This is a genomic window from Rubinisphaera italica, from assembly GCF_007859715.1.
GTDB classification, from domain to species: Bacteria; Planctomycetota; Planctomycetia; order Planctomycetales; family Planctomycetaceae; genus Rubinisphaera; species Rubinisphaera italica.
The window spans coordinates 4,692,546-4,716,565 of sequence record NZ_SJPG01000001.1; the positions used below are offsets into that span (position 1 = coordinate 4,692,546).

The following is a 24,020-nucleotide window of genomic DNA, read 5'->3' on the forward strand; positions in this document are numbered from 1 at the left end:
CATTATTTTTCCAGCTGGAAGGGGGGTCTATGAGGCGAGTGCACCCCTCAGAGGTTGATAAATCCCATTCAAAAGCAGTACTAACCCACCACCAACAGTACCGTCGAGGACAATCAGATTTTGTGAAATTATTGGCTCGCTCCAAATCCTCAATGCTTGGGTCGTTACGTTTCAAGTCCGCTTCCTTCCTAAATCAAAAAACGTGTAAATATATTCAAAAAATACTAAGTTGCTTCAGATATTTTGATGTTGTCAATTGAGCCATCAAGATATCTAAAGTAATGTCCTTCTAGGATGTCTCCATACTCACTTGACCATCTCTCATAGACTTTTAGAGTTCCTGCAGGTGCATCTGATGATGTCGCTGGGGCAGGACTTCCTGATTTGTTACCATTGTACGACCAATTACCAGGGTCTCCATATTCATCGATTTCGGATAATGACATATTCTCCGCAATCAGGGCAATCGGATGAGAATGGCACTGGAAATGCATCTTACCAGTCTCGGTGTTTGAGGCCACGAGGGTCTCGTTGTGCGCAAGGACTTTTGCAACTTCGACCAAGGTATTTGCAATATTTTCCAATCCGTTGTCATTTTTACTTTTCTTTGAAGACCTGGCTGATCCACGAGAGGACTACAAAGTTACTCATTCGCTCAGCGATATGATTTTTCTGGCTCTCTGCGGGGCGGTTGCTAATTGCGATCATTGGACGGAGATTAAAATCTATGCTCGCAATCATCTCAAGTTCCTCAAGAAATATGTTTCGCTCAGCGGTATTCTCTGCCTGTGCTGTTGCCAGATGGAATTTTCTCGCACGATACGTTCAGTCGAGTCTTCTCACGACTCGATCCGGTCGCATTCTCGGAATGCTTGATCAAGTGGGTGGATTCCCTGCAAAGTGATCTCGCCGGCCAGGGCGTGCATCTGGATGGTAAAGTTCTCAGACGGAGTTTCGACAAAGTTGCTGGCAAGGGAGCTTTAAATGTTGTGACGGCCTGGGCGGGTGATCTGCATTTGTGCCTGGGACAGTTACCGGTCGAGGAAGGCACGAACGAGAAGACAGCGATGCCGAAGTTGATTGAGCTGCTGGAGCTATCGGGAGCCGTTGTGACTGTCGATGCGGCTCATGCAAACAAGTCGGTAGCCCGGCAGTTGCGTGGCAAAAACGCGGACTACGTGATGACCGTCAAGGGGAATCAACCGAAGTTGTATGAGCTTATCAATCAGAAGTTTGAGGAGCTTTCTGAGAACGACTTTCAGCATCCCAAAGTTCGGCGTCATACGACACGGGAATCAAACGGAGGACGGGACGAATATCGACGCTACATCGTCTTTCCTGCCCCAGCCGAAGTGAAACAACTCGGGTGGGTCGATGTCAAATCGATCGGCATGGTGTACCGCGAACGAACGGTCAATGGGAAGACGTCGCAGGAGTTGATCTACTTCATCTCCAGCCTGCCGCCTAAAGTGCGAGCCCTGGCTAAGCACGTTCGGGACCACTGGAAGATTGAGAACCAGATGCACTGGAGTTTGGATGTGACTTTTGCAGAAGATACAAGCCGAATCCGCAAAGGCGAGGGAGCGGCGAATGCAGCGATCTTCCGCCGATTAGCACTGACAATTTTGAAGAGATACACCGACGAAAAAATGAGCATCCGCTCGAAACGACTCACCGCGAGCTGGAATTCCGAGAACTTACTGCGATATTTAACAGGAAATCAGGCATAATCTCATGCGATTGCCCTGGTGGTGAGCCCAAGCTTAAACTTCCAGATGGAATATCCAGAGTTCAACATGGACAGCGGTTAATAAGTGAGATCACGGAGTGTGCGAAAAAGGCAAAGAACGCTTCCCCAGCAACAGCCAAATCTAAGGGAACGACTCTTCAGTTCGAGAGTAATGACGGCTTGAAACTTGCTCTGAAGAGTCTTGAACGCCGACAAAGTGGAATTGAACTTCTGAATTCCCGAGTAGTTGATGGAATAATGATGGCAACCGTCTTTATTCCGGTAGGTAAAGAAAGCATCTTTCTTAATGCATTTGAACGGTATTGCTTCGAAGATGACCCCCGATCCGGAAAACCTAAAGAAAAAAAACTCACTGAGAGTATCAATCATATACGATTGGCGACGATCAGGTCCTTCTGGACTGACAATCATGACATGCCGAAGGCTGTAGACGATCGCAATTATGAAATCTGGATTAGACGGAGCAATAACAGCAGGGACGACGAAATCGCAGGATTCAAAGCTCGAGCAAACCGTGCCGGAATTAATACAACCGATCGAAGCATAGTTTTTCCGGAACGAATTATTCTGCTTGTGACGACATCGCTAGAAAAACTTACTCAGGTAGAAGGATTGTTCGAAATCCTCGCTGAGATTCGCCTTGCTCGTATCCCGAATAGCGAATTTCTTGATCTCGCCCCTCTTGATCATATCGATTTCATCAACGAACTGCTCATTCGAACCACGCCCCCTCCTGCGACGGCCCCTGCGGTTTGTCATCTTGATACGGGCATCCAAGCGGGACATCCACTGTTAACAAGAGCAATCGACGCTCAACATGCTCTGTATGTGTTACCACATCGTAATGGTGTCGACGTTGATGGGCACGGAACCGAAATGGCCGGACTGGCGTTGTATGGTTGCCTGAACGAGCATCTCAATTCAACTGATCCGGTAATACTCGGTCATCGCCTTGAGTCGGTCAAGATCTTTTCAATTCAGAGAGCCAATGATCCAGATCTGTACGGCGAAATTACATCACAGTCCATGTCGCAGATTGAGATCGCATCATCCAGTGTCCAACGAGCATTCTGTCTTACTGTTACCTCTAATGACGGATGCGAGGAGGGACTTCCTTCGTCGTGGTCTGCAGCCATAGATGGTCTTTGTGCTGGAGCAGAATCTGAAGACGCTCCTCGAAGATTGGTTTGCGTGTCTGCTGGAAATATTGAACCACTAACCGAGCGAATAAATTACCCCTCCATAAACGCACATCGTCCTGTCAAAGATCCAAATCAGGCTTGGAATGCAATCAGTGTTGGAGCGATGACTCAAAAAACCACCATCAATGACCCAGTAGTTCAACATTGGAACACAATTGCCGAAGCTGACAGCCTCAGTCCTTCCAGTCGTACATCAACTTTATGGAATATCACATGGCCGTTTAAACCAGATATTGTTATGGAAGGTGGCAACAACGCGATCTATCCAGCCAATGGCGATGCTGACTTTCTGGACGATCTTTCTCTGCTGACAACAAGAATGGGGACCGGAACCGCTCAACTTACTACGACAGGAGATACCAGTGCTGCCACAGCACTAGCATCTCGTTACGCTGCTCTGATTTGGAGCAAATATCCAAAACTGTGGCCAGAAACAATACGTGCTTTGTTAATTCATTCAGCTCGATGGACAGACAAAATGATGGAGGAATTCCCGGATGAGAAAAGGAAGAAGGTGGCACGATTACGTACTTATGGTTACGGAGTGCCAAATCTTACCAAGGCCATGTCTAGTGTTGGTAATGCTGCAACTATGGTGATTGAAGAATCTCTTCGTCCGTATCACAAAGTTGGCTCAGAAATTAAGACAAAACATATGCATCTGCATGAGTTACCCTGGCCTAATTCAGTCTTGACACAACTTTTCGATGCAGATGTTACTATGCGGGTTACGTTGTCTTACTTTATTGAGCCAAACCCTGGCGAAAGAGGTTGGATTCGCAAGCATCGCTATCAATCACATGGTCTGAGATTCGACGTTAAACGACCGGGAGAAACTACGGCTGAATTTCAAGCACGTATCAGTGCCGAAGCTCAGAAAGATGACGACAATGAATCGTCTCCTGCTGATGAACAAAAATGGACATTAGGAAGCTGGTATCGCAAAAAAGGCTCAGTTCATTCTGATGTTTGGACTGGTACTGCAGCGGATCTCGCTAGCTCTGGTGTGCTGGCCGTTTATCCAGTTTCAGGATGGTGGAAGGAACGAAAACACTTAAACTGCTGGGAAAAAGATGCTCGATACTCCCTTGTTGTCTCCCTAGAAACAGACAGCGAAGAAGTGGATTTCTACACAGAAATCGAGCTAAAAATCAAATCAGTAATAGAGACTCATATTGAATCGTAGGCCGATGCAACAGTCAAGGAGGGCAGACTCCTGCCTGCCTTCCTTGTGTGGAAGGTCGTTTGGATGCCAAATTATCGACGCCCCTCTATCCCTGGCGGGATAGATTTCTTTACGGAGGTCACTCATCGCCAACGTTGATGATTTCAACTCGCTGAAAACCGAATGATTCTCGGCGATGCCATCCGCGAATGTCAGCGAGATTGGCCTTTGAAGCTCACTTCGATGACCTCCACTACAATCTCGTCAAACACAAACTCGTTGAGTGTCCGAAAGATTGGCAGCGACAAGCTTCAATCGTTGGGTGAAGCAGGGAGTCTACCCTGAGGACTGGGAGTGCAAAAATCATCCGCCAATCAAAATTTCAAATACGAGGGATGATTACGGAGAACCATCGTAAACACCATTCAGGAAAGGCAGGCAGGAGCCTGCCCTACTGAGCCTTGTCTTTACCCATATCTTTTTCGCATGGCTTCATAGCCACGGATCGCCAGCAGAAGTTTGTCGAGACCGCACCAGATGGTCAGCCAGCCGGGTTCGCCATCTCCTGTACGAAGCAGATGTCCGCCCAGTCCCGCCAGTTGGCGGAAGAATTCGCGGAGCGTGTCAATCTTTGATCCCTTCCGCAGCACACGCAGCATCTCCAGCCAGACCTTGGGGACAACCTGTTCGGCAGGATGGTCCGGTTGCGAGCGGGCGAGCATTTTCATTTGAACCAGACGCACCCCCAGCACACTCATCATTCCAGCCAACGCTTCGAGACGTTGTGATTTCAAGTACTGACGCGACTCCAGACGGCACCCCGTCTTGATCGCCTTATGAAACTCTTCGATCAACCAACGGCGCTCGTAATACTCGATCACCCGCCAGGCCGCCGCGAATGAAGGAACCGGTAACGAGGTCCACAGCACCCAGCGCAAAGGATCAACACCAGCGGGGGCATCAATTTCCCGCACCTCAATCACCGATTGACGAATTTCCTCAAGGCCGACCTGTTTCAGATACGGAGTCATACGTTTGGGGCGAGGAAGGATTGCCTCGGCGACACACACTTCCAGCCTCGCCGTTCGCTGCGGAGATCGGAAAGATCCCCGCACTTCCAACTCATACGTTCCCCACACCGGTTGCTGAGCCAGTAAGTCGTTTACGCTCACGCGTTGACCGTCTGGATCGGTCACGGCCCGATGCATCTGAGCGGCTCGAATCACCCAGTCGGATCGCTGCTCAACAAGATGGCAGAAAACTTCGAAGTTGTCTGCTCCCCGATCAAACACATGCACATACCGGGTTTGCTCAGGCGGCGGGCCGACAAGATCGATCACGCGTCCCCAGACTTCGGACTCCCGCTCGCGTTTCTTCCGTTGAAAGGAAGTCTGTTTCGGAGCCGGTTGCCGATAGAACAGTTCCTGTCCTGCCAACCCAATAATCTCGCCCGAAGCCGCGCAGACCATCATCGAATTGTGCAGGAGAAAGCCACGTGCGGATCCATTCCTGGCCTGCTTCATTCCCTCAATCTGTCGACGAAACTCAAAGTGAGTCGACATCGTATCGCCAATCAGTAAAACCGTTCGGCGTGCCTGTTTTCTGGTCTGTTGCCAATGCGGTTCGGCCAGAGTGGTGAAGGTCACCTCATCGCAATCAAATAATCGGTAAGCGGCTTTCAGATCCGCCCATCGCTCGCACTGTGCCGGCGTGCTGCCATCGGGATGCTCGGCCATCAGTCGTGCCACTTTGACCGCTCGCCGCGTCCGCCGTGCATCTCCCAGATCACAAGTTCCAAAGTTAAGTTCGGCCCACCGATTGACATCAAGTTCGCAGATTGCCACAAGACTGCATCCCTGCAAAAGACTCTTAATGCTGTAAACGTCTTTCGAAGCGGTGTCCCGTCCCGTCACCATACCCCACCCGCATTGATCCTCACGGGCCAGAGTTGACCGAGCAATTCTCGCACCAAATGACTTCCAGAATGCTGCTCAAATGATGAATGTCTTTGAGAAGTAAGAACTTAAGATTTTCGGAAAATGCAAAACACCCCGGCACGACTTTGTAAATATGTGGGTAAAGACAAGCCGACAAAGTCGGTTGGGGCACCCTGTGAGTACATTTCTACGCGGCTGGCCCGTTGAATTGAATTCATTCGCACATTGCATGCTCAAACGAGTTTGAGTATGGGCCCCGGCAAGTCGACAGAGTTCGCCAGGAATCAAGTTCATCAGGAAGTTCCTGTCCCGCACCCCGATTTTATTGTGACGAAAAATGGGAGCAATAAATCCCACTTTCTCAATAAACGTAAGTTGATGTGTCTGCTTTTGTCAGATATGCTGAACGGACGTTATATAGTAATTCTCGTTCAGAATGATTTGCTTAGAGATTTGATAGCATGCAGACGATCTTTCCTCCGATTTTTACTCTTTTACTATTCGGTTTTCTGAATGTCTCTGTATTCAGTTCGGATCAGGAAGAGGAGCATGCGACCGGTTCAATCGAATACAATTATCGCCAGGGAATCAAATATCTCGAAGGAGATGGGGTTGAAAAGAATGGCAAAGAAGCGGCTCGGTACTTCAGCAAAGCGGCTTTGGCAGGACACATCGATGCTCAGTGCTGGCTGGGTGAAATGTACGACTTTGGCAATGGAGTTACTCAGGATTATGTGCAAGCGATCAAATGGTATCGACTTGCTGCCGAGCAAGGGAATGCCTTAGCTCAAAACAACCTTGGAGTAAAATACGTTAAAGGCTTAGGGGTAGAGCAGGATGACGAGCAGGCCTTTAAATGGCTTCAAAAGGCAGCTTTCCAAAAACAAGTTAATGCCCAGAATAGTCTTGGCGTGATGTATCATACAGGCCGGTGGGTTGAGATTAATGAACTTGAAGCGATTAAGTGGTTCAGTTTGTCAGCTGCACAGGGAGATGCGAAAGCTCAGTGTAATCTGGGAGACATGTATAGCATTGGAGCCGGTGTAGAGAAAGACGATGCCATCGCTGCCAATTGGTATCGCAAATCGGCCTTGCAGGGGCATGCAGAGGCGCAATGCTATTTGGGCCATTGTTATTACCGTGGAGAGGGAGTTCAAAAAGACTACACCGAAGCAGAGAAATGGTTTCGCAAATCGGCAAGGCAAGGATTCGCGAAAGCTCAATACATGCTGGGATCCATGTTCGATCATGGAATAGGCGTCGATGTTGATGACGAGCTGGCCGTTTCGTTTTATCGAAAAGCCGCAGATCAGAATCACATGCAAGCCATTTACTCGTTGGGAACGATGTATCATAACGGAGAGGGTATCGAGCAAAACCACAGCACGGCTGCGAAGTGGTATCGGAAAGCAGCTGAAAAGAATCATTCGAAAGCCCAGTATTTGCTGGGCATTTTGTTACAAAGCGGAAAAGGGGTCGATCAAAACTACGAAGAAGCGGCCAAATGGTATCGATTGTCTGCGGAACAGCAATATGCAGACGCTGAATTTCAGATCGGATATCTCTATGAAATCGGACGCGGCGTTCCGAAAGATATTTCACTTGCAATGGCTTGGTATCAGAAAGCCGCTAAACAGAAAAATGCGAATGCTCAGACCAATCTTGGAATGATTTATTTCAATGGCAGCGGCGTTGAACATAATTATGAACAAGCTCATGAGTATTTCCAGCTGGCAGCTGAACAAGGTGAAAAAACCGCTCAATATAATCTTGGCCTCCTTTACTACAGTGGAGACGGGGTTAAGCAGAGTTCGACCGAAGCTGCAAAATGGCTATTAAAGGCAGCCAACCAGAATGATGCAGATGCCCAGTTTATTATTAGTACAATGTATGCCAGAGGGATTGGCTTGAATAAAGACGAAATAAACGCAATGGAGTGGCTGAGAGAATCTGCCAAGAATGGAAGCACAGAGGCAATAAAATTGCTCCGGCTACAGCGACGATGAAATCCTGGATCAAATACGTTAATATTTTACTGTGAAATATGACACTGAAGGTCTATATAAAACTCCCACTGGGCTGCGCATTCGCAGAAGGGAACGTGGATGACTTCGGAAAAATCTTTCGTGGCAATTCGACTGTACTAGTCGGGTACCAACCCTTGCATTAAAAAATAGATCACATTGAGTTTCACATTGCGATCACTTCAAATCAGTTCCCGCGGCGGGTGGCACAGGTTGATGCGAAGCAGCTAATTGTGTGGTGAAGCTACAAGAGGTTGACGGTGGGTGATTGAGAGTTATGTCAAATTTCCTGCATTAGCATTCCCCTTCTTGAGAATCATTTGAAATTATTTGCCCAGCCTCTGAAGGCTACCCCACCCAAGTTCTTCTTGAGCCAGCAGGTAGAAATGTGCACACTGGCAAAATTGGGACTCGCTGTGAAGGGAGATTCCATTCAAGAGATTGAGAAAATACTCCTGTACCAACTAGCTATAAAATTGTAATAAATACAATTGACATAATCTTTCGACCAGCCAGTTCCCAAAATCCTATTGTCTCAGCAGAATTCCTCTTGCTCTGAAATCGGGATTCTACGAAACTCTGCCTTGTTTCTCTGGCGGAATTTCTCCAACTAACGAACTGGCTCGTTTCAGTGTGACTCGAACTCTCACCCGATTATTTCTGTTCGCGATGATCTCCGGCTGCGCTGCCATGCAGATGCGGCCTCGGGCGAGCGCGACCGTTCCGAACCCACTTGTCGTCTCGGCTACTTCCCAGGAAGTGGCGTGGGAGCGTGTGATTGATGTTTTGCATGGATTTCACTTTGAAATCGAGCGGGAAAATCGACAGGCACGTACCATCGAAACGAAGTATCGAACAGGCTCGGGTCTGCTCGAACCCTGGCACAAGGAATCGGTGGGCTGGTCGAATCGTCTGGAAAGTACGCTGCAAACCATTCGGCGGAAAGTCGTGATTACCGTTTCCCCTGTGAAATCAGGCGGGCATGCGATTCAAGTGGTGGCTCTGAAAGAGCTGGAAGATATTGATGCGATCACCGCCAATTCTCCCGGAGGAGCGACATTTCAGGAGACTTCTCCACTACAGCGAGATCTGACACCTGTATTGGGTCAATCCCGCCCCTCCGGCTGGATTCCTCAAGGTCGAGATCTCGATCTTGAACGAGCAATCCTGCTCGAACTGCAAGCTCAGTAGAGCCTCCTGATTGACCAATCATTGAGGCAGATATCTTGCTCAACTGCTCACACCTGCATTTCCTCTTAAATTTCAAAGTTTCTGGAAAACTTGCGGTCTCTCTGAGTGGAAGCGGTGTTTAGGTTAGAGTCGAGTCGTCGTTAAAACCGATACAACCGACAACCCCCCTGCCGATTCTCCCGAATCGACACCCATGATCCCTTCCTAGTTTACCCCATCTGCCTGTTCAGGCAATTACGGAGTCCACCATGCGGGACTTGATTCTCAAAATATGCTTGCCGGCAATTTTATGTCTTGTCTTGCAGCCTGCGCGGTTAATTGGTGAGGAAAATACGCCCGAAATCCATTTGCGATTTGTGAGCAAAAGCTGGTCGAGCATTCTGAAAGAACTGGCCGAAGACACCGGCCAGCAACTGGTGATGCCGAAGGCTCCACGAGGTCGTTTGAGTCGCTACGATCGCAATCCCTATACGCCAGCCGATGCGATTCAGATTCTCAATCAGGAATTGGAATCGACTGGATTTCGTATTATGGACAAGGGCAAGTTTCTGATTGTCCTGGAAGATGATCAGTTTCGGCAGCGATATTCTCCGTATGTCAATGAGACAAAAGATCCCAATACCGTCAAGAAATCTGGCGAAGTGTCACATCTTCAGATGACTCAGACTTCGAAACAAATTCCAGCCCAGAGGATTGAACAAGCTGCATTTGAGGAAGTCACTGCCGCTTCTGAGAAGAATTCTCAAGAAGCGCTGGCGATTGAACCCAAGTTTCTCAATGCGACTGCTCTGGCGCGGCAAGTTTATGATATTTACGGGGACCATGCCGAGTTGATTGAAGAAGGTCCACTCGGGTTGCCTGCGTTTAAGGTTTCTGTTCCGAGTGATGGGAAAACTCTTCCTGTGACATTCACGATGGGAATCGATCAGCAGTCCAATCGAATTATTCTGGTTGCCGAGAAAGCTGCCCGTGAGAAACTGGTTGGAGTGATGGATGTTCTGGATCAGGCAGCCGACAAAAGTCGGGCGACTCCGAAAGACAAATCCACCGAAGTGATGTTTGCGCCTCAGGAAGTTCACGAAGCGACGAGCAAACAACTACCGAAAATCCTGGCGCAGGTTCAACAGGCTGCTACGCAGAATGAACAAGCCCCAACCAGTCCCACACAGCCGACTCCCGAAAATCCAGCACAGCCTGGACCGTCAGCCGACTTAAATGCAATTCTCGATCAGATTCGTGGTGATGTGAGCATTGAAGCATTGAACGAACTGGGGCTGTTGATTTTGCGTGGTAACGAAGCCGATGTGGAATCGGTGATGCAGATTGTTCGTGCTATCGAAACGATGAGTGCCGGGACGACTCCGGAAATTCATTTGCGTTATTTGACACAGGTCAACAGCGAAGGATTGGCAACACTGCTCAACAGTGTTTATGAGTCTGTGCAATCGACCGATCAACGAGCCAGTCGTCAGAATCGGCCGGTGAATTTGATTCCGGTCGTCCAACCAAATGCGGTTTTGATTGTCGCTCCATCGATTGAAATGGAAGCGGTCAAGCAGTTGATTGACGAACTCGATCAGGAAGTCGATCCGAAACTACAACTCCAGTTATTCCGTTTGAAAAATGCAGGTGCGGCTGAAGCGGTTACCGTGATTGAAGAGTTTTATGAAGAGCGTCCCGGCCTGGGAACTCGTGTTCGGATAACAGCCGATACACGTACGAATTCGCTGATTGTGCAAGCCGATCCTCGCGATCTGAAAGAAATCAGTAAGCTGATTCACGATCTCGATAAAGATGAATCGCATGCGATTTCACGTCTGCAAATTATCCCCTTAAAAAATGCTGTCGCCGAGGAACTGGCAGAGTTCATTAATACTGCACTCGATGAAGCGTTGAATCCACGACAGTCGACGCAGCAGGGAAATCAGCAGCAGAATAATCAGCCGAAATCATTTGTCCTCGAATTCCTGGCGGGCTCTGGCACACAGGCAGAACTTGTTCGATCAGGGATCCTCTCAGACGTACGCATCTCGGCCGATCCACGCACTAACAGTTTGACTGTGATTGCTCCGGAACGATCATTGCCGTTGATCACTGCACTGATTCAATCACTCGATCAGCCTTCTGATGCAGAAGCGGAAGTGAAAGTCTTCACACTGATACATGCTGATGCCGCTGCTTCGTTAACCCTGCTACAGGAATTGTTTGATGAGAACAATGCCGAGAGTCCAGTCGGTGTGAATCTTGCAGGAACAAGTGATTCAGGAAGCACCTTATTACCGCTTCGGTTTTCTGTCGATGTTCGCAGCAACAGCATTCTGGCGATTGGTGGCCGCGATGCGTTGACGGTGGTCGAGGCAATTCTACTTCGTCTTGACAATGCGGCTCCGAAAAAGCGAATCAATCAAGTCATCGAAATGCGAAATGTGCCCGCGGCCGATGCAGCCGAGGCGATCAATCTGTTTCTGGAATCGCAACGAGAATTGAACTCGATTGATCCCGCACTTGTCAGTTCGTTCGAACTGCTGGAGCGCGAGGTGATTATTGTTCCTGAACCACTCAGTAACAATCTGTTGATTAGTGCCACGCCGGAGTATTTTGCGGAGATCATGGCGGTGGTCGAGCAAATCGATTGCGATCCAGCTCAGGTTGTCATTCAAGCATTACTTGTGGAAGTGGAGTTGAACAATCTGGATGAATTTGGCGTGGAACTCGGATTTCAGGATTCAATTCTGTTTGACCGCAGCGTGATCGACAACCTCTTGACCGTTACGAATACCACAACAAACCAGAACATTCAGACAACCTCTCAGCAAATTGTTTCTCAGGATGGAGCTCCCGGATTTTTATTCAACAACCCGTCGATCTATCCTAACCTGGGCAACAATACCGGACCGGCTTCCCAACCGAATCTTGTGGCTGGACAAGGTCTGGCCAACTTTGGTGTCGGTCGAGTCAATGGAGATCTTGGCTTTGGTGGGCTGGTCCTTTCAGCTAGTTCAGAATCGGTCAGCGTATTGATACGAGCCCTGGCACAGCAGCGGAATGTGCAGGTTTTGAGCCGTCCGCAAATTCGAACGGTCGACAGTCAACTGGCTCAGATTCAAGTGGGTCAGGAAGTTCCGATTATCAACGGTGTAAACATCACCGCGAACGGAGTGGCGAACCCCAATATCATATACGACGAAGCGGGGATTATTCTCTCGGTCACACCTCGTGTGAAACCGGATGGTCAAATCGTAATGGAAGTGGTTGCCGAACGAAGTGCCTATCAAGCGGGTGGAGTGCCAATTTTTGTTGATGCCGAAAACGGGAATACGATTAACTCTCCGATTAAGAACATCTCCGTCGCCCGGGCCACTGTGGGTGTTGGTGATGGACAGACAATTGTGCTGGGTGGCATGATTTCTAAAACCGAAGATACCACCATTCGGAAAGTTCCCTGGCTGGGTGACTTGCCGATTATTGGTCGTGCGTTCCGATTCGATTCAGAATCCAACATCCGTACAGAGTTACTCATTTTCCTCACCCCGCGAATCATTCATAACGATGAAACCAACGAAATGGTGAAGGAAGTCGAAGCGGGTCGTATTCACTTCTTCCGGGAAGAGTTTGAAGAAATTCACGGCCCGATCTTCGGTATTCCCGACCCACACGCGTTCGAATCGCCAATGTCTCCGGCTGAAGTCGATTGGGAGAAGCATCCTGAACTGGCTCCGTTGCCAATGGAAATGGAGTCGGATGATCTGGAGTCTTCACGAGAAGAAGCGACTCAGGAAACGCAGGACAGTATTCCGAGAACAATGGTTGCCCCGGGACAACTCCAGCCGATGTCTCATCAGCAGGTTCCCCAGAAAACTCCTTCGGGAATTCCCTGGAAACGATATCCACTCTACAAAAAGCCGGACTCGCAAAATACCAAAGGACAAGTGCGACTCAAGAATTGATTTGTCAGGTGTCGTTCCGTTTTTAGCATGTCAGACAGTGTCTGACCTACCGTCTGTTTGGAATGAGAGTTTCCATGTCTAACCAAAAAATATCGATTTCCATTATATCAGCAGCAATGCTGATCGTGATGTTAAGCGGTTGTGCGGCAGTCAATATGTCGGCCTTGACCTTCTGGGCGGCTGAGGATCCTTACGATTCAGTAGCAAGTATCATGGGACTGTGGCAGCCAGGCGAAGGACGGGATCCACAGGGATTGCCTTCGCGCGGGTTTGCAGGTCAGGTCTTCTTTTTCACTCACGGGAAAGAGGCTCCGGTTAAAGTGACCGGCAATGTGAAAATTTATGTCTTTGATGATCAGGGAACTGCGGAAGAACAACGCAAACCGATACATATCTATGAGTTTGATGAAGGTTCCTGGAATGCGTACTGCACGAAGACGAACATTGGCTATGCCTATCAGGTTTTTATACCGTATCCGAAAACGGGAGATCATCGAGCGGTCTGCAGTTTGCGTGTCAAACATACGGCTAACAGTTCTGAAGTCACACTTTCCGACCCGGCAGACATCCTGCTCAATGGTCGAACAATGCCTTCGCTTCCGAAAACTGTGGTGACAAATGAAACGATTGTTCCTCAGTCAGTCAAAGCCGATCCCTCTATGCTGGTGACGACAATTCCGACTTCCCCAAAAGGGAAAGGTCAACTGGCCAAGACGACACTCAACTCAGAGCAATCTACTCCTGGTCCGAATTCCAGTTCAGTTATTGATGATGCGCTGTACTCTCAGTTCGATGCAAACAAAACATCGGAGCGATCAGAGTTTGAGTTGACGAGCTGGAATGTCGCCACGCCAGCACGTAAACCTGTGACTAGGGATCGTGAAGTTTCGCAAACTGTACCAGAAGGACCATCAAGGCATCCTTTTGCGAAGCAACAACTTTCCACACAAGTCATTGGGGAAACCACCTCAGAAGCAAAAACGCTCTTTCAGGATCAGCATCCGTTCGATAATTCCTGGAAAAAACCAGAAAAACAGACTTCCACATTGAAAGTCGAAACAATTCTGCTGCAATAATATTCTGGAAGAGTTTCGTAACACACCAATGAAAAGTCAGTCGAATTTCACTGATTACCAGGGATACTGATCATGCTTAGATTCTTGTTCACGCTGATGGCTGGCTTACTGATTGTTAATCAGTCAGCCTCGTATGCACAGAACCAAAATCAATCTCAGAATCAAGGTCAAACTGGAGGAGCGGCTGGGCGAGGTGTTGCCGGTGGCGGAACGGCTGCGGGGCCAACTGGTGGAGGAGCCGCTGCAACGCAAGAGATTAATACAGATGCCGGTTCTTCTGCCAATATCGAACGAGAATTCAATGAGGGCCTTGTCGGTCAAAGCGACAATGTGGGGCGGTTTGTCGGCGATGAACAGGCCGGGACACAAAGACTGAACCAACAGGGACCGAATTTTCAGCAACGCAACGGCAGTAATGTTAATGGCGGACAGCCAACGAAACAGAGTAAAATCCGCCCTGTGTTAATTATTGCTTTTGATATTCCGCAAACTCAATTCACACGCTCGCGGATGATTCCCGTTGATCGCCAGTTGTCATTCCGAATGCTCAATAAGCCCCAGTTTTCAGGTGTCTCTGTCAATTTCGATGAGACAGGATCGCTGATTTTGAATGGAGTTGTGAATACACCTCGTGATAAAAAACTGGCAGAAGCCTTTGCGAGACTGGAGCCGGGGGTCAAGAAGATCGCCAATCAGATTGTTGTTCTGCCTCAGTAAAATCAATTCAAAATTGAAACTATCAATCCTCATCGATTAAAGGCCGAACAATGCTAGGTTTACTCTACACGATTCTCATTGGACTCGCAGCGGGTTGGTTAGCCAGCAAAATCATGAAAGGCAGCAGTTCCGGTTTACTGATGAATCTTGTCATTGGTGTTGTCGGTGCGGTTCTGGGAGGCCTGGTTTTCGGATTACTCGGTTTGGCGTCCTACAATCTGCTGGGACGACTGGTGACGGCTACCGTAGGGGCCATTTTGTTCATACTGATTCTGAGAAAACTTGGGCGCAGTCGATAAGAAAATCACGATATTTTACTCGGGACAGAACTCTTTTCATGATTTCGTACCCCGCATTACGGACATAAAAAACGCCCTCGCAAGCATTTGCAACCGAGGGCGATTTTGAATCCGTAAAACTAGATATCGTCTAGAATTCGCCAATCACCTCATTACCAGAGCGAGTTCCCAACGCCCCATATACTCCATAAGGAGATTTGGCTGCTGAGGTTCCGCCAGGGGGAGCCGCAGAAAGGTTACCGGTGTCAATATTCTCGCTGATGAAACGAACGCTGCCATCGCAGAGAACAAACTGAGCACCACCAGAGTGTTTACTGCCAGCACTCATGAGTCCATCTCCACTATCGTTGTTCGACCTCATGCAACTGGGTGAGTTAGGCGGAAGCACAGTGGTAATGAAGTTAAATGGAGGGCCTCCATCACCATATCGATAACCCTGTTTCTGATCACCACCAATGAGTTGGCCACTGGGGATAGGACTCACATAAGTTCCTGCCGCTTTGTCAAATAGTGCAAGGCACTGAGATGGATCTACTCGAACGATATTGTTAAAGCCATCTGCTGCTGATGGTCTGGCGACATCCCCTAAGGAACCTCCTCCACGTGGCCGCTGAGCTTCACCCATCGCAATTGTGTTGCTGGTCCCATCGAGAATGTCGCGCAATTTATAGACACTGTTGCGTGTGAAAGTTCCACGACCATCGGCATCATCCAGTCGGTCTCCGTTATCTCCTCCATTGAACATGTAGTTCGCCCCGCCCTGACCATTGAACTGATCTTTCTGATAGGTATCGGAAGGGCAGTTGTAAGTTGGGATGTATTGTCCAGTGACAACGATTCCGTTAACAGTCCATTCATTCCAAGGTGCAATTGTTGGTGAGGCAGGATTGGTTGCCTGAGCAATCCATGCTTCATATAGTGCGGCCTGCTCGACGTATGGCAGCAGGTGGACTCGACCCGACCAACGGTCACCTGATTGATGTCCCGGGCCTCCGCGTCCCATTGGAAGTACTGTATAGGTATCGTGGTAGTTCTGCAGCGCTAATCCGAGTTGTTTCAGGTTGTTCTTGCAGGAACTGCGGCGAGCCGCTTCCCGGGCCTGCTGAACTGCTGGTAATAACAGGGCCACCAGTATGGCGATGATCGCGATGACAACGAGCAGTTCTATCAGCGTAAATGCTGCACGTCCGAGACGTGGCAATTTGACTAATGGACGGTAGGGCACGAGTAAATACTCCTTCAGAAAAAAGAAACGCAAAAAGAATTTGTGCCAAGCACGGTAATATCACTATTTAATGCCATTATTTCTTTTACTAAGAAGCCTGATTGCTGAGCAGTCAAGCGATAATTCATTACATCAAAGTGTAGTGAAATGTCAATGGAAATTGGCTACCACCTGCAAATTCAGCATCTCCAACTTTTTCAACTCAAATTTAAAATGACTCCGGTTAAGGGGAACCGGAGTCATCAAAATGAATCAGGCGACGAAGCAATCGTCTAATTAGAATTCGCCAATGACTTCGTTAGCAGAGCGAGTTCCCAAGGCACCATAAATGCCGTAGGGAGATTTTGCAGCTGAAGTTCCACCGGGAGGTGCAGCTGTTAAGTCACCTGTGTCAATGTTCTCGCTGATGAAACGGACGCTACCATCGCACAAAACGAACTGAGCACCACCGGAATGCTTACTCCCTGCACTCAACAGTGCATCTCCGTTGTCATTGTTTGAACGCATACAGCTTGGAGAGTTCGGAGGAAGTACTGTTGTAATGAAACTAAATACTGATCCACCATCTCCATAGCGGTAGCCTTGCTTCTGGTCTCCACCAATTAAAGATCCGCCTGGAATTGGGTTCACATAGGTTCCAGCTGCTTTATCAAAAAATGCCAGACAACCAGAAGGATTCGTTCGTACGATAGAGTCAAAGTTGCCACTGGGGCGGGCGACATCTCCCAAAGATCCGCCGCCGCGTGGACGTTGTGCTTCCCCCATTGCAATTGTGTTACTGGTCCCATCGAGAATGTCGCGCAATTTATAGACACTGTTGCGTGTGAAAGTTCCACGACCATCGGCATCGTCGAGACGATCGCCATTGTCCCCACCGTTGAACATGTAATTCGCACCACCCTGACCACCGAACTGGTCTTTCTGATAGGTATCGGAAGGGCAGTTATAAGTGGGAATGTATTGTCCAGATACAACGATTCCATTGATCTGCCATTCTTCCCAAGGACGAATCGAAGGGTAACCGGAAGCTGTTGCCCGTGCCATCCAGGCATCATAAAGAGAAGCCTGCTCAACATAAGGCAGCAAGTGGACTCGACCCGACCATCGGTCACCTGATTGATGCCCTGGACCACCACGGCCCATTGGGAGTACGGTATAGGTATCGTGGTAGTTCTGCAGCGCCAATCCAAGTTGTTTCAGATTGTTCTTGCAGGAACTGCGGCGAGCCGCTTCCCGTGCCTGTTGAACTGCTGGTAATAGCAGGGCTACCAATATGGCGATGATCGCGATGACAACGAGTAGCTCAATCAGAGTAAAGGCTGAACGACTCTGTGGTGACGTTTTGACATGAGAGGGCAATGACATGAGTTGATACTCCTCCAGATAAGAAAGGACTAAATAAATTACTGTGAGAACCACAGCTTAATCGAATGATACGTATTGAACCTGATGGGCAAATATACTTATATGAACATTAATAATACATCGGTGCTTACTGGTCTGTCAATAAGTGCAAATAAATAAGCTCGAAAAAAGCATCAATAAACTTCGAACTTTGGCCGATTAAGCAAAGATTTACTACAAAACTGCAACTTCAGGCGTGTTTTCCACTTCTTCTGCCTCCCACATCGCTTGCAGTGCTTTCCTTTTTTCGGTTTCTCCAAGTTGTTCATATAGAGCAATAAGTTGGCCGTAGGCAGGGGCGTAATTACTGCAATCGGCGAGAGCCAGTTCAAACGATTCCGCCGCTTGCTTGGGATTGTTTTGCCCCAGCAGTGCGATTCCGAGATTATATTTAACGCCTGCGGAGACCGGGACCTTGGATAAAATCTCTCGGTAATTATCGAGAGCTCCAGTCAAATTCCCTTTGCGGGCACGGAGATTTCCCGTATCTAACCCTCGATATACACCTCCAACTGAGGCTCCCCCGTAAGAGCGAAACAATTGATAGACCGCCCAGGGAAATCCGAGGACAAACAGCAGATTTCCGAACACCATTTTCCAGGCTTCACCACGCATACAGGGCGGACATCGCCAGGTCGATTTCTGCCAGAAGCCATAAACGACCAGCAGAAAATAAAAATAGAAGATCGTGAATTTCTGAGGCTTGCTGTACATGCCGCATTCTTCGCAGATCCGCAAATCTTTTTCCTGGCGAATCGGCTCGGCTGTTGGATCGACTGTCGAAAGAGAATCGCAAAAATGGCAATAGAGTTGAGGCGTTTCTGGCATATCGCTCAAAATGAGAACTGCATCGCAATGTGGACATTGCCCCGCTCGAAAGGTATGTCCCATACCTTTCTTCTGAAGATCTTCCCGATGCTGCTTCGCCCAGATTGCAGAGCGAATAATATCGATCGACGTTTTCAATTCATTGGCGGCTTTGACAGAAGGGAGTTGCAGTAGCAGCGAAGAGTAAGGATTAGCCGGGTCGACGGTGGCGATTGTGATCACCATCGATTTATCGCGGATCAATGTCTGGAAAATGGCCGCAATCGGAATTTCCGACTTTTCAAGAGTGATCGTCTCCCCCTCGATATTTCCTTTCTTGCGAAACATCGATGTCGGCTGACCATTTTGATTCAGCCATTGGAATTTGAATTCATGAACTTTTTCAAAATCATCATTCACCGCGACAGGCACCCTGCTGAAAATCTTGTGGGACATCAACTACGATTTATTTCATACCATTTTCAGTGAAAGGGAACCACCCAGCGAGCATCGAAGTAACTCATGAATTCCCTATCAGACGGGAAACTATAACAACTCATGAATCCTATGAAGTCCCCACTCCCCCGGGGAGAGGGTTAGGGTGAGGGGCAGTCGACGTGTTTTTTGTAGATACGTCGAAGGCATCCCCTCATCCGGCCTTTGGCTACCTTCTCCCCCAAGGAGAAGGAAAGAAAACCGCTCCCCCAAGTAGAAGCAAAGAATTCCATAAACCGTGTATGCTCATTCCCACGATTCAAGCACTCGGGCATAGGCACCGTAGATTCCCTCATTGAACAAGACACAGCGAATTCGTTGGGGAGCCTCGTTATTTTTTACGAAGGATTGAATTTCGCTCAAAGCTGCTTCTGTGGCCAAATCCAGAGGGTAGCCGTACACGCCCGTGGAAATGGCTGGAAAGGAGAGACTCTCGCACTGGAAATCGATTGCGAGTTGCAGGCAGGATCGATAAGCCGAACGCAGGTCGGCTTCTTCACCGAGGCGGCCGCCACGCCAGATCGGGCCGACGGTATGGAAGATATATTTCACATTCAAGAGCCCACCATTGGTGGCCACAGCGGACCCTGTCGGGCAACCATCTGGATATTGTTTACGTGTCTGTTGCATAATCGTCGGGCCAGCAGCGGCATGAATTGCACCATCGACTCCTCCGCCGCCTGCCAGTTCAGAATTCGCCGCATTGACAATCGCATCGGTTTGCTCGGCTGTGATGTCTCCAATGGCCAATTCGACAATGCAATTTCCGAGCCGACGTTTCATAATGATAAAATCACTTACTTCTTGGATTTCAACGATTCCAGATAAGCCAGCAATTCAGCAAACTGCTCAGCCGTCAAATTATTGACCATCCCTTTTGGCATCATCGATTGTTCCTGCTTTTTACGGAAATCGATATCATCCTGTAACAGCTCTACCGAGACACCGTCGTTCTTGCGAATCATGATCGACTCTGCTGATTCACTCGTCACGAAGCCGATATGCTGCTTGCCGTCGGCCATCACGAAGATGTAGGTGTCAAATCCCTGAGCAATTTTTGCTGATGGTTTGAGGATCGATTCAATCAACTCGGGTCGTTTATAACGCTTCCCGATATCCATCAGGTGTGGCCCCTTGGGTGTCTCCCCCTCATGAACTGTATGGCAGGCATTACAGGATTGCGAGATAAACAACTTCTTCCCGGCATTCCCTTTCTTCACTGTGGGCAATGCTTCGAGACGTTTGACAACTTCTTCGTAATCCAGATTTCCAATCTGGTCTTTGTTATTCGGATCAAACTGAGGCACGGCAATCGGCTTGTTCTCTGTGATCATTTCTGTATCCGACTCGGTCCACTCTGGCAGTCCATCAATAGTGACTTTATGCAGCACGAGTTGTTGCTTGAGGAATCCATCCTGAACAGACTCGGAGGCATTTTCATAATAAGCTCGAACAGCTTCAGCAATGGCGGGAGTCGCAGACCATTTGGCTCGATCAAAGTAGGGGCCGCTGTGATCGGGGCGCGTTCCCCACCAGCCGCCATCGTAATCGCCTTCACGGAAATAGAGGCGAATCAACAAGGCGACCAACTCCTGTTGAGCCCCTTGCTGTTCGGTCTTTTTTAATTTATCGATTAACTGATTCACAATCTCAGGTTGATGGAAATACTTTAAGGCCCACAAGGCTCCTTCACGGAAGGAACCATCCAGTGCTTCGACACAAACATCGCCTGCATCCAAAGCAACCAGGGTTCGGACTGCCAGATGCGGAATGACTCGACCGGGGTCGGCCTGCTTATGCTGATCGCGATTTGCTGGAGGGAGTTCGCCCGTTGTACGTAAGGTCAAAGGTAAGACCTGACGGGCGACTGCGTCTTTATCGGAGACATTTAATCGTGCCAGAGAAATTAAGGCCTGCACCTGAACCCGTGGATTGGGATCCTTGAGAGCATCCACAAAAACAGCGACTGGTAGATTTGTGTTTTGTGAGGGAATATCGGTCAATGCTTTGAGTGCGAATTCGCGAATCGATTCATCCTTCGTTAACTCAACAAGTGTTGCTTTCGATTTTTCGCCGTTCAATTGCTTCAGTGTAAAGATCGCAGCGACACGGGAGGCGGTCTGAGCGAGACGGTCAGATGCCAGTACAGTTAACAAGGTAGTCGCTTCTGGGCTAATCCCCCGTCTCAATATTTCCTGTTGAGCGTGCAGGCGATAGACACTGCTGTCGACTCGCAACTGTTCAACGAGTTGATCGAGTTCGAGTGACTGCAAATCCGGAAACGGTTTCGGCAGAAAGTTCTTCGGTCGAATTTGTGCTACGAATCCGATATTCGGACCATCGTAAGCAAAGCGGCCATTCTTCCAGCTTCCCACATACATCAACCCGCTGCCATCAACATCCAGATCGGTTGGTCGGGGAATGTTGAGAAAGACATCCTGATGGGGATCGAAGGTTGGGCCATTAGCGGGTAGACGATGGATATAAACTTCGCTGCGTCCCCAGTCACAGGTGTAGAGTGCATCGCGAAAACCTTCCGGCCAGCGGCTCTCGTGCAGATACATGCCGCCGCAGCCGGAACCTCCGCCGTAATCGGCCAGAGGGGGCATTGTCTCGGGGGCGAAATTCGCATACCAGGAAGGATAGCCGTATTCTGCTCCCTGTAGAATGTGCGTCCCCCGGATATCCCAGCCGCCGCCATCGTTGGTGTTATCGCGAGTGAAGACATTCATATACGGATCGATACAGACATCGAGAATGTTTCGCAGTCCCCAGGCGAAGAATTCCATTTCGGTTCCATCAGGGCGAATACGGATGATACCGCCACCACGTCGGTTCAAGGTGGTTCCATCTTTTCCGACCGCTTTAACAACTCCATAGTCACCGACGGCAATATAGATCCAGCCATCGATTCCCATACGAATTCCATTCGTCGTATGATCGGCTCCCCTCTTACCGACCTGATCCGTACTGATTCCTTCAATCAGCACTTCACTGCGATCGGCTTTGCCATCGAGGTCGTCATCGTGAAACAAAGTCAACTTCGGTGGATGCAGCACCCACAGTTTCCCCTGATCGTAAATCAACCCGCGTGGATGATCGACCTTTGCGAATTCGATGATCTCATCGGCTTTGCCATCGCCATCCCGGTCTGCACATCGCAGGATTTTTCCCCGGCCTTCTTCTTTTCCAAGAGAGCCCATTTCATCGACGCCAACGAATACTTCTCCTGTCGGTGCACAGGAAAGACAGACCGGGTAATTCACTTCCGGTGGAAGACCGAATGCCCGCACTTCAAACTCAGCAGGAGCTTTGACATCGGAGACGGAAACGATTTTTTCATCCGAGACCTTCGGCAACTCCGGAAGATCGCCTGCATAAGCTTCGAATTCCCAGAAGCTGCCCCAGCCTCCGCTTTTGCTGCCGAGATAGGTTACTTTCAGATAGCGAGTTTCAGGAGAATCGACCTTGTGACCACAAACTTTGCGTGTCTCCTGATTCTTGGATTCATCGACAATCGTTTTCCACTCATCGCCATCGGCTGAGGCTTCAATTTTGTACTGATAGGCAGTATTGCCTTCCCAATGAATGCGAACCGATTTCACATCCTCCGGCTTTTCCAGATCCACCTGCCACCACTCGTTCGCCTGTCCGCCATTCGGGCAGAAACGTGTTTTCAGATTTCCATCGACTGCATTCTTCGCAAAATTGTTTTTCGATGTTTCCTCAGACTTCGCTTTCGTATTCCGCCCAAACGCCAGATTCCCGGCTCCACAACAGGCTTGGAGATCCGACTGTTCCGACTCCTGCTCAAGCGGAGCTTCGACGAGTGCGAGAATCTTGTCGTTGGTTTCCTCGTCCGTTTCTCGAATGGGCTGATCTTCCCGACCGACCGCCCACAGCAAGCCTCGTGTGAGCATATCGAGATAATGCGGATCAGCCATCGTAATGTTGTAATGGCCGATCGTCGTCGCGAACACACGAGCTTTCTGATACTGATTCGTCCAGATACAAATTTGCGGTTCGTTATCCGATTGTCGTTTTGCCTGTGCGAGAGGAGTGGCCGTATCGAACAGTTTGACCGAGTGATACAACTCGCCTTTCGGAGCCAGCCATTCCGAACCGAAACCTTTCATGATCGAATGCTCGGGCTCCAGATTTTCGACTCGAAATGAATAATGCGGACCATGACCCGGAGACTGCACGCCGCAAAATTCAAACCAGCGATCATCCCCCGTGCGATAACAATGCATTGCACAGTGAATCAAAATGGCGGGTGTCCCATTCTGATGCGGCTTCAAAATTCGATCGGTCCACTCTTTATCTTTCACACCCGCAAAACATTCGTTGTGGACGATGATGTCAAAACCATCGGCCCAGTTGTCGTCTTCGTAGACGGGGATTTTGGTATCGGTGGTGGAGCCCCCCTGATGCACGATGGTCCATTCGACATCGGCACGAGCAGAAACACCCTGGGCAATGATGTTCTGTTGACGGGCATAATCGTGACAGCAGCCGCCGGTAATCAGCAATGCTTTGATTGGCTTCTCAGCCGCATCGATCCGTGAATTATGAGTGACAGTCAGAAAGACAACACAGAGCAGGCTTAAAGCAGATCGCAGCATAGGGATATCCGTGATTCAGCAGGGAAATTGATTTTTAGGCAGGCGAACTCCCAGAAGTGAGTTCACTCACAAATCATAACTGCATGAGCTATCGGAATACACGCATGAGATTCAGATTTTGCGAAACCTGAATAAGAAATTGCTTGCTGCGAGCGA

General features: G+C 49.0%; 16 protein-coding genes. 9 read left to right on the plus strand and 7 right to left on the minus strand.

Features of this window, described 5'->3' with window-relative positions; all coding sequences use genetic code 11:
- Positions 1 to 224: 224 nt before the first annotated feature.
- Positions 225 to 584: a hypothetical protein gene (locus Pan54_RS17715; RefSeq protein WP_146504746.1), complete on the minus strand. Its 360-nt coding sequence runs from the start codon at positions 582 to 584 to the stop codon at positions 225 to 227.
- Between Pan54_RS17715 and Pan54_RS26840 the strand changes: the two genes are divergently transcribed.
- The 3 genes from Pan54_RS26840 to Pan54_RS17730 all read left to right on the plus strand — a co-directional run bounded on the left by Pan54_RS26840 (position 508) and on the right by Pan54_RS17730 (position 4,138).
- Positions 508 to 876, plus strand: a complete 369-nt coding sequence (locus Pan54_RS26840; RefSeq protein WP_390621931.1) for a transposase family protein — start codon at positions 508 to 510, stop codon at positions 874 to 876. The genes Pan54_RS17715 and Pan54_RS26840 overlap by 77 nt on opposite strands.
- Complete coding sequence (locus tag Pan54_RS17725; protein WP_165441837.1) at positions 789 to 1,730, plus strand: ISAs1 family transposase; 942 nt, start codon at positions 789 to 791, stop codon at positions 1,728 to 1,730. Before Pan54_RS26840 ends, Pan54_RS17725 begins: the two co-directional genes overlap by 88 nt.
- Positions 1,731 to 1,987: 257 nt before the next feature.
- On the plus strand, positions 1,988 to 4,138 hold the full coding sequence (locus Pan54_RS17730) for a S8 family peptidase (RefSeq protein WP_146504748.1): 2,151 nt from the start codon (positions 1,988 to 1,990) through the stop codon (positions 4,136 to 4,138).
- A gap of 446 nt (positions 4,139 to 4,584) precedes the next feature.
- Here the strand turns inward: Pan54_RS17730 and Pan54_RS17740 are convergent, their stop codons facing one another.
- Positions 4,585 to 6,033, minus strand: a complete 1,449-nt coding sequence (locus Pan54_RS17740; RefSeq protein WP_146504749.1) for an IS4 family transposase — start codon at positions 6,031 to 6,033, stop codon at positions 4,585 to 4,587.
- A gap of 482 nt (positions 6,034 to 6,515) precedes the next feature.
- Between Pan54_RS17740 and Pan54_RS17745 the strand changes: the two genes are divergently transcribed.
- The 6 genes from Pan54_RS17745 to Pan54_RS17770 all read left to right on the plus strand — a co-directional run bounded on the left by Pan54_RS17745 (position 6,516) and on the right by Pan54_RS17770 (position 15,308).
- Positions 6,516 to 8,060 carry a tetratricopeptide repeat protein gene (locus Pan54_RS17745; RefSeq protein ID WP_146504750.1) on the plus strand — a complete coding sequence of 515 codons (1,545 nt, stop codon included), beginning with the start codon at positions 6,516 to 6,518 and terminating at the stop codon, positions 8,058 to 8,060.
- 651 nt (positions 8,061 to 8,711) lie between these two features.
- On the plus strand, positions 8,712 to 9,269 hold the full coding sequence (locus Pan54_RS17750; RefSeq protein WP_242631363.1) for a hypothetical protein: 558 nt from the start codon (positions 8,712 to 8,714) through the stop codon (positions 9,267 to 9,269).
- A 248-nt stretch (positions 9,270 to 9,517) separates the two neighbouring features.
- The gene (locus tag Pan54_RS17755; protein ID WP_146504751.1) at positions 9,518 to 13,216 is read left to right on the plus strand and encodes a secretin N-terminal domain-containing protein; all 3,699 of its coding nucleotides are present in this window, start codon (positions 9,518 to 9,520) and stop codon (positions 13,214 to 13,216) included.
- A 74-nt stretch (positions 13,217 to 13,290) separates the two neighbouring features.
- A complete protein-coding gene (locus Pan54_RS17760) occupies positions 13,291 to 14,292 on the plus strand; it encodes a hypothetical protein (RefSeq protein ID WP_146504752.1) in 1,002 nt (333 codons plus the stop codon).
- 72 nt (positions 14,293 to 14,364) lie between these two features.
- The gene (locus Pan54_RS17765; RefSeq protein WP_146504753.1) at positions 14,365 to 15,009 is read left to right on the plus strand and encodes a BON domain-containing protein; all 645 of its coding nucleotides are present in this window, start codon (positions 14,365 to 14,367) and stop codon (positions 15,007 to 15,009) included.
- Positions 15,010 to 15,059: 50 nt separating this feature from the next.
- Positions 15,060 to 15,308, plus strand: coding sequence for a GlsB/YeaQ/YmgE family stress response membrane protein (locus Pan54_RS17770; RefSeq protein ID WP_146504754.1), 249 nt, complete (start codon positions 15,060 to 15,062; stop codon positions 15,306 to 15,308).
- 130 nt (positions 15,309 to 15,438) lie between these two features.
- Here the strand turns inward: Pan54_RS17770 and Pan54_RS17775 are convergent, their stop codons facing one another.
- The 5 genes from Pan54_RS17775 to Pan54_RS17795 form a co-directional block, all read right to left on the minus strand.
- Positions 15,439 to 16,533, minus strand: coding sequence for a DUF1559 domain-containing protein (locus Pan54_RS17775; protein WP_146504755.1), 1,095 nt, complete (start codon positions 16,531 to 16,533; stop codon positions 15,439 to 15,441).
- 276 nt (positions 16,534 to 16,809) lie between these two features.
- On the minus strand, positions 16,810 to 17,898 hold the full coding sequence (locus Pan54_RS17780) for a DUF1559 domain-containing protein (protein ID WP_146504756.1): 1,089 nt from the start codon (positions 17,896 to 17,898) through the stop codon (positions 16,810 to 16,812).
- A gap of 213 nt (positions 17,899 to 18,111) precedes the next feature.
- Positions 18,112 to 19,200 (minus strand): tetratricopeptide repeat protein, encoded by a 1,089-nt coding sequence (locus Pan54_RS17785; RefSeq protein WP_146504757.1) that lies wholly within the window; start codon positions 19,198 to 19,200, stop codon positions 18,112 to 18,114.
- Positions 19,201 to 19,485: 285 nt separating this feature from the next.
- Positions 19,486 to 20,022, minus strand: a complete 537-nt coding sequence (locus tag Pan54_RS17790) for a macro domain-containing protein (RefSeq protein ID WP_146504758.1) — start codon at positions 20,020 to 20,022, stop codon at positions 19,486 to 19,488.
- Positions 20,023 to 20,036: 14 nt separating this feature from the next.
- Positions 20,037 to 23,864 carry a DUF7133 domain-containing protein gene (locus Pan54_RS17795; RefSeq protein WP_146504759.1) on the minus strand — a complete coding sequence of 1,276 codons (3,828 nt, stop codon included), beginning with the start codon at positions 23,862 to 23,864 and terminating at the stop codon, positions 20,037 to 20,039.
- Positions 23,865 to 24,020 lie beyond the last annotated feature (156 nt).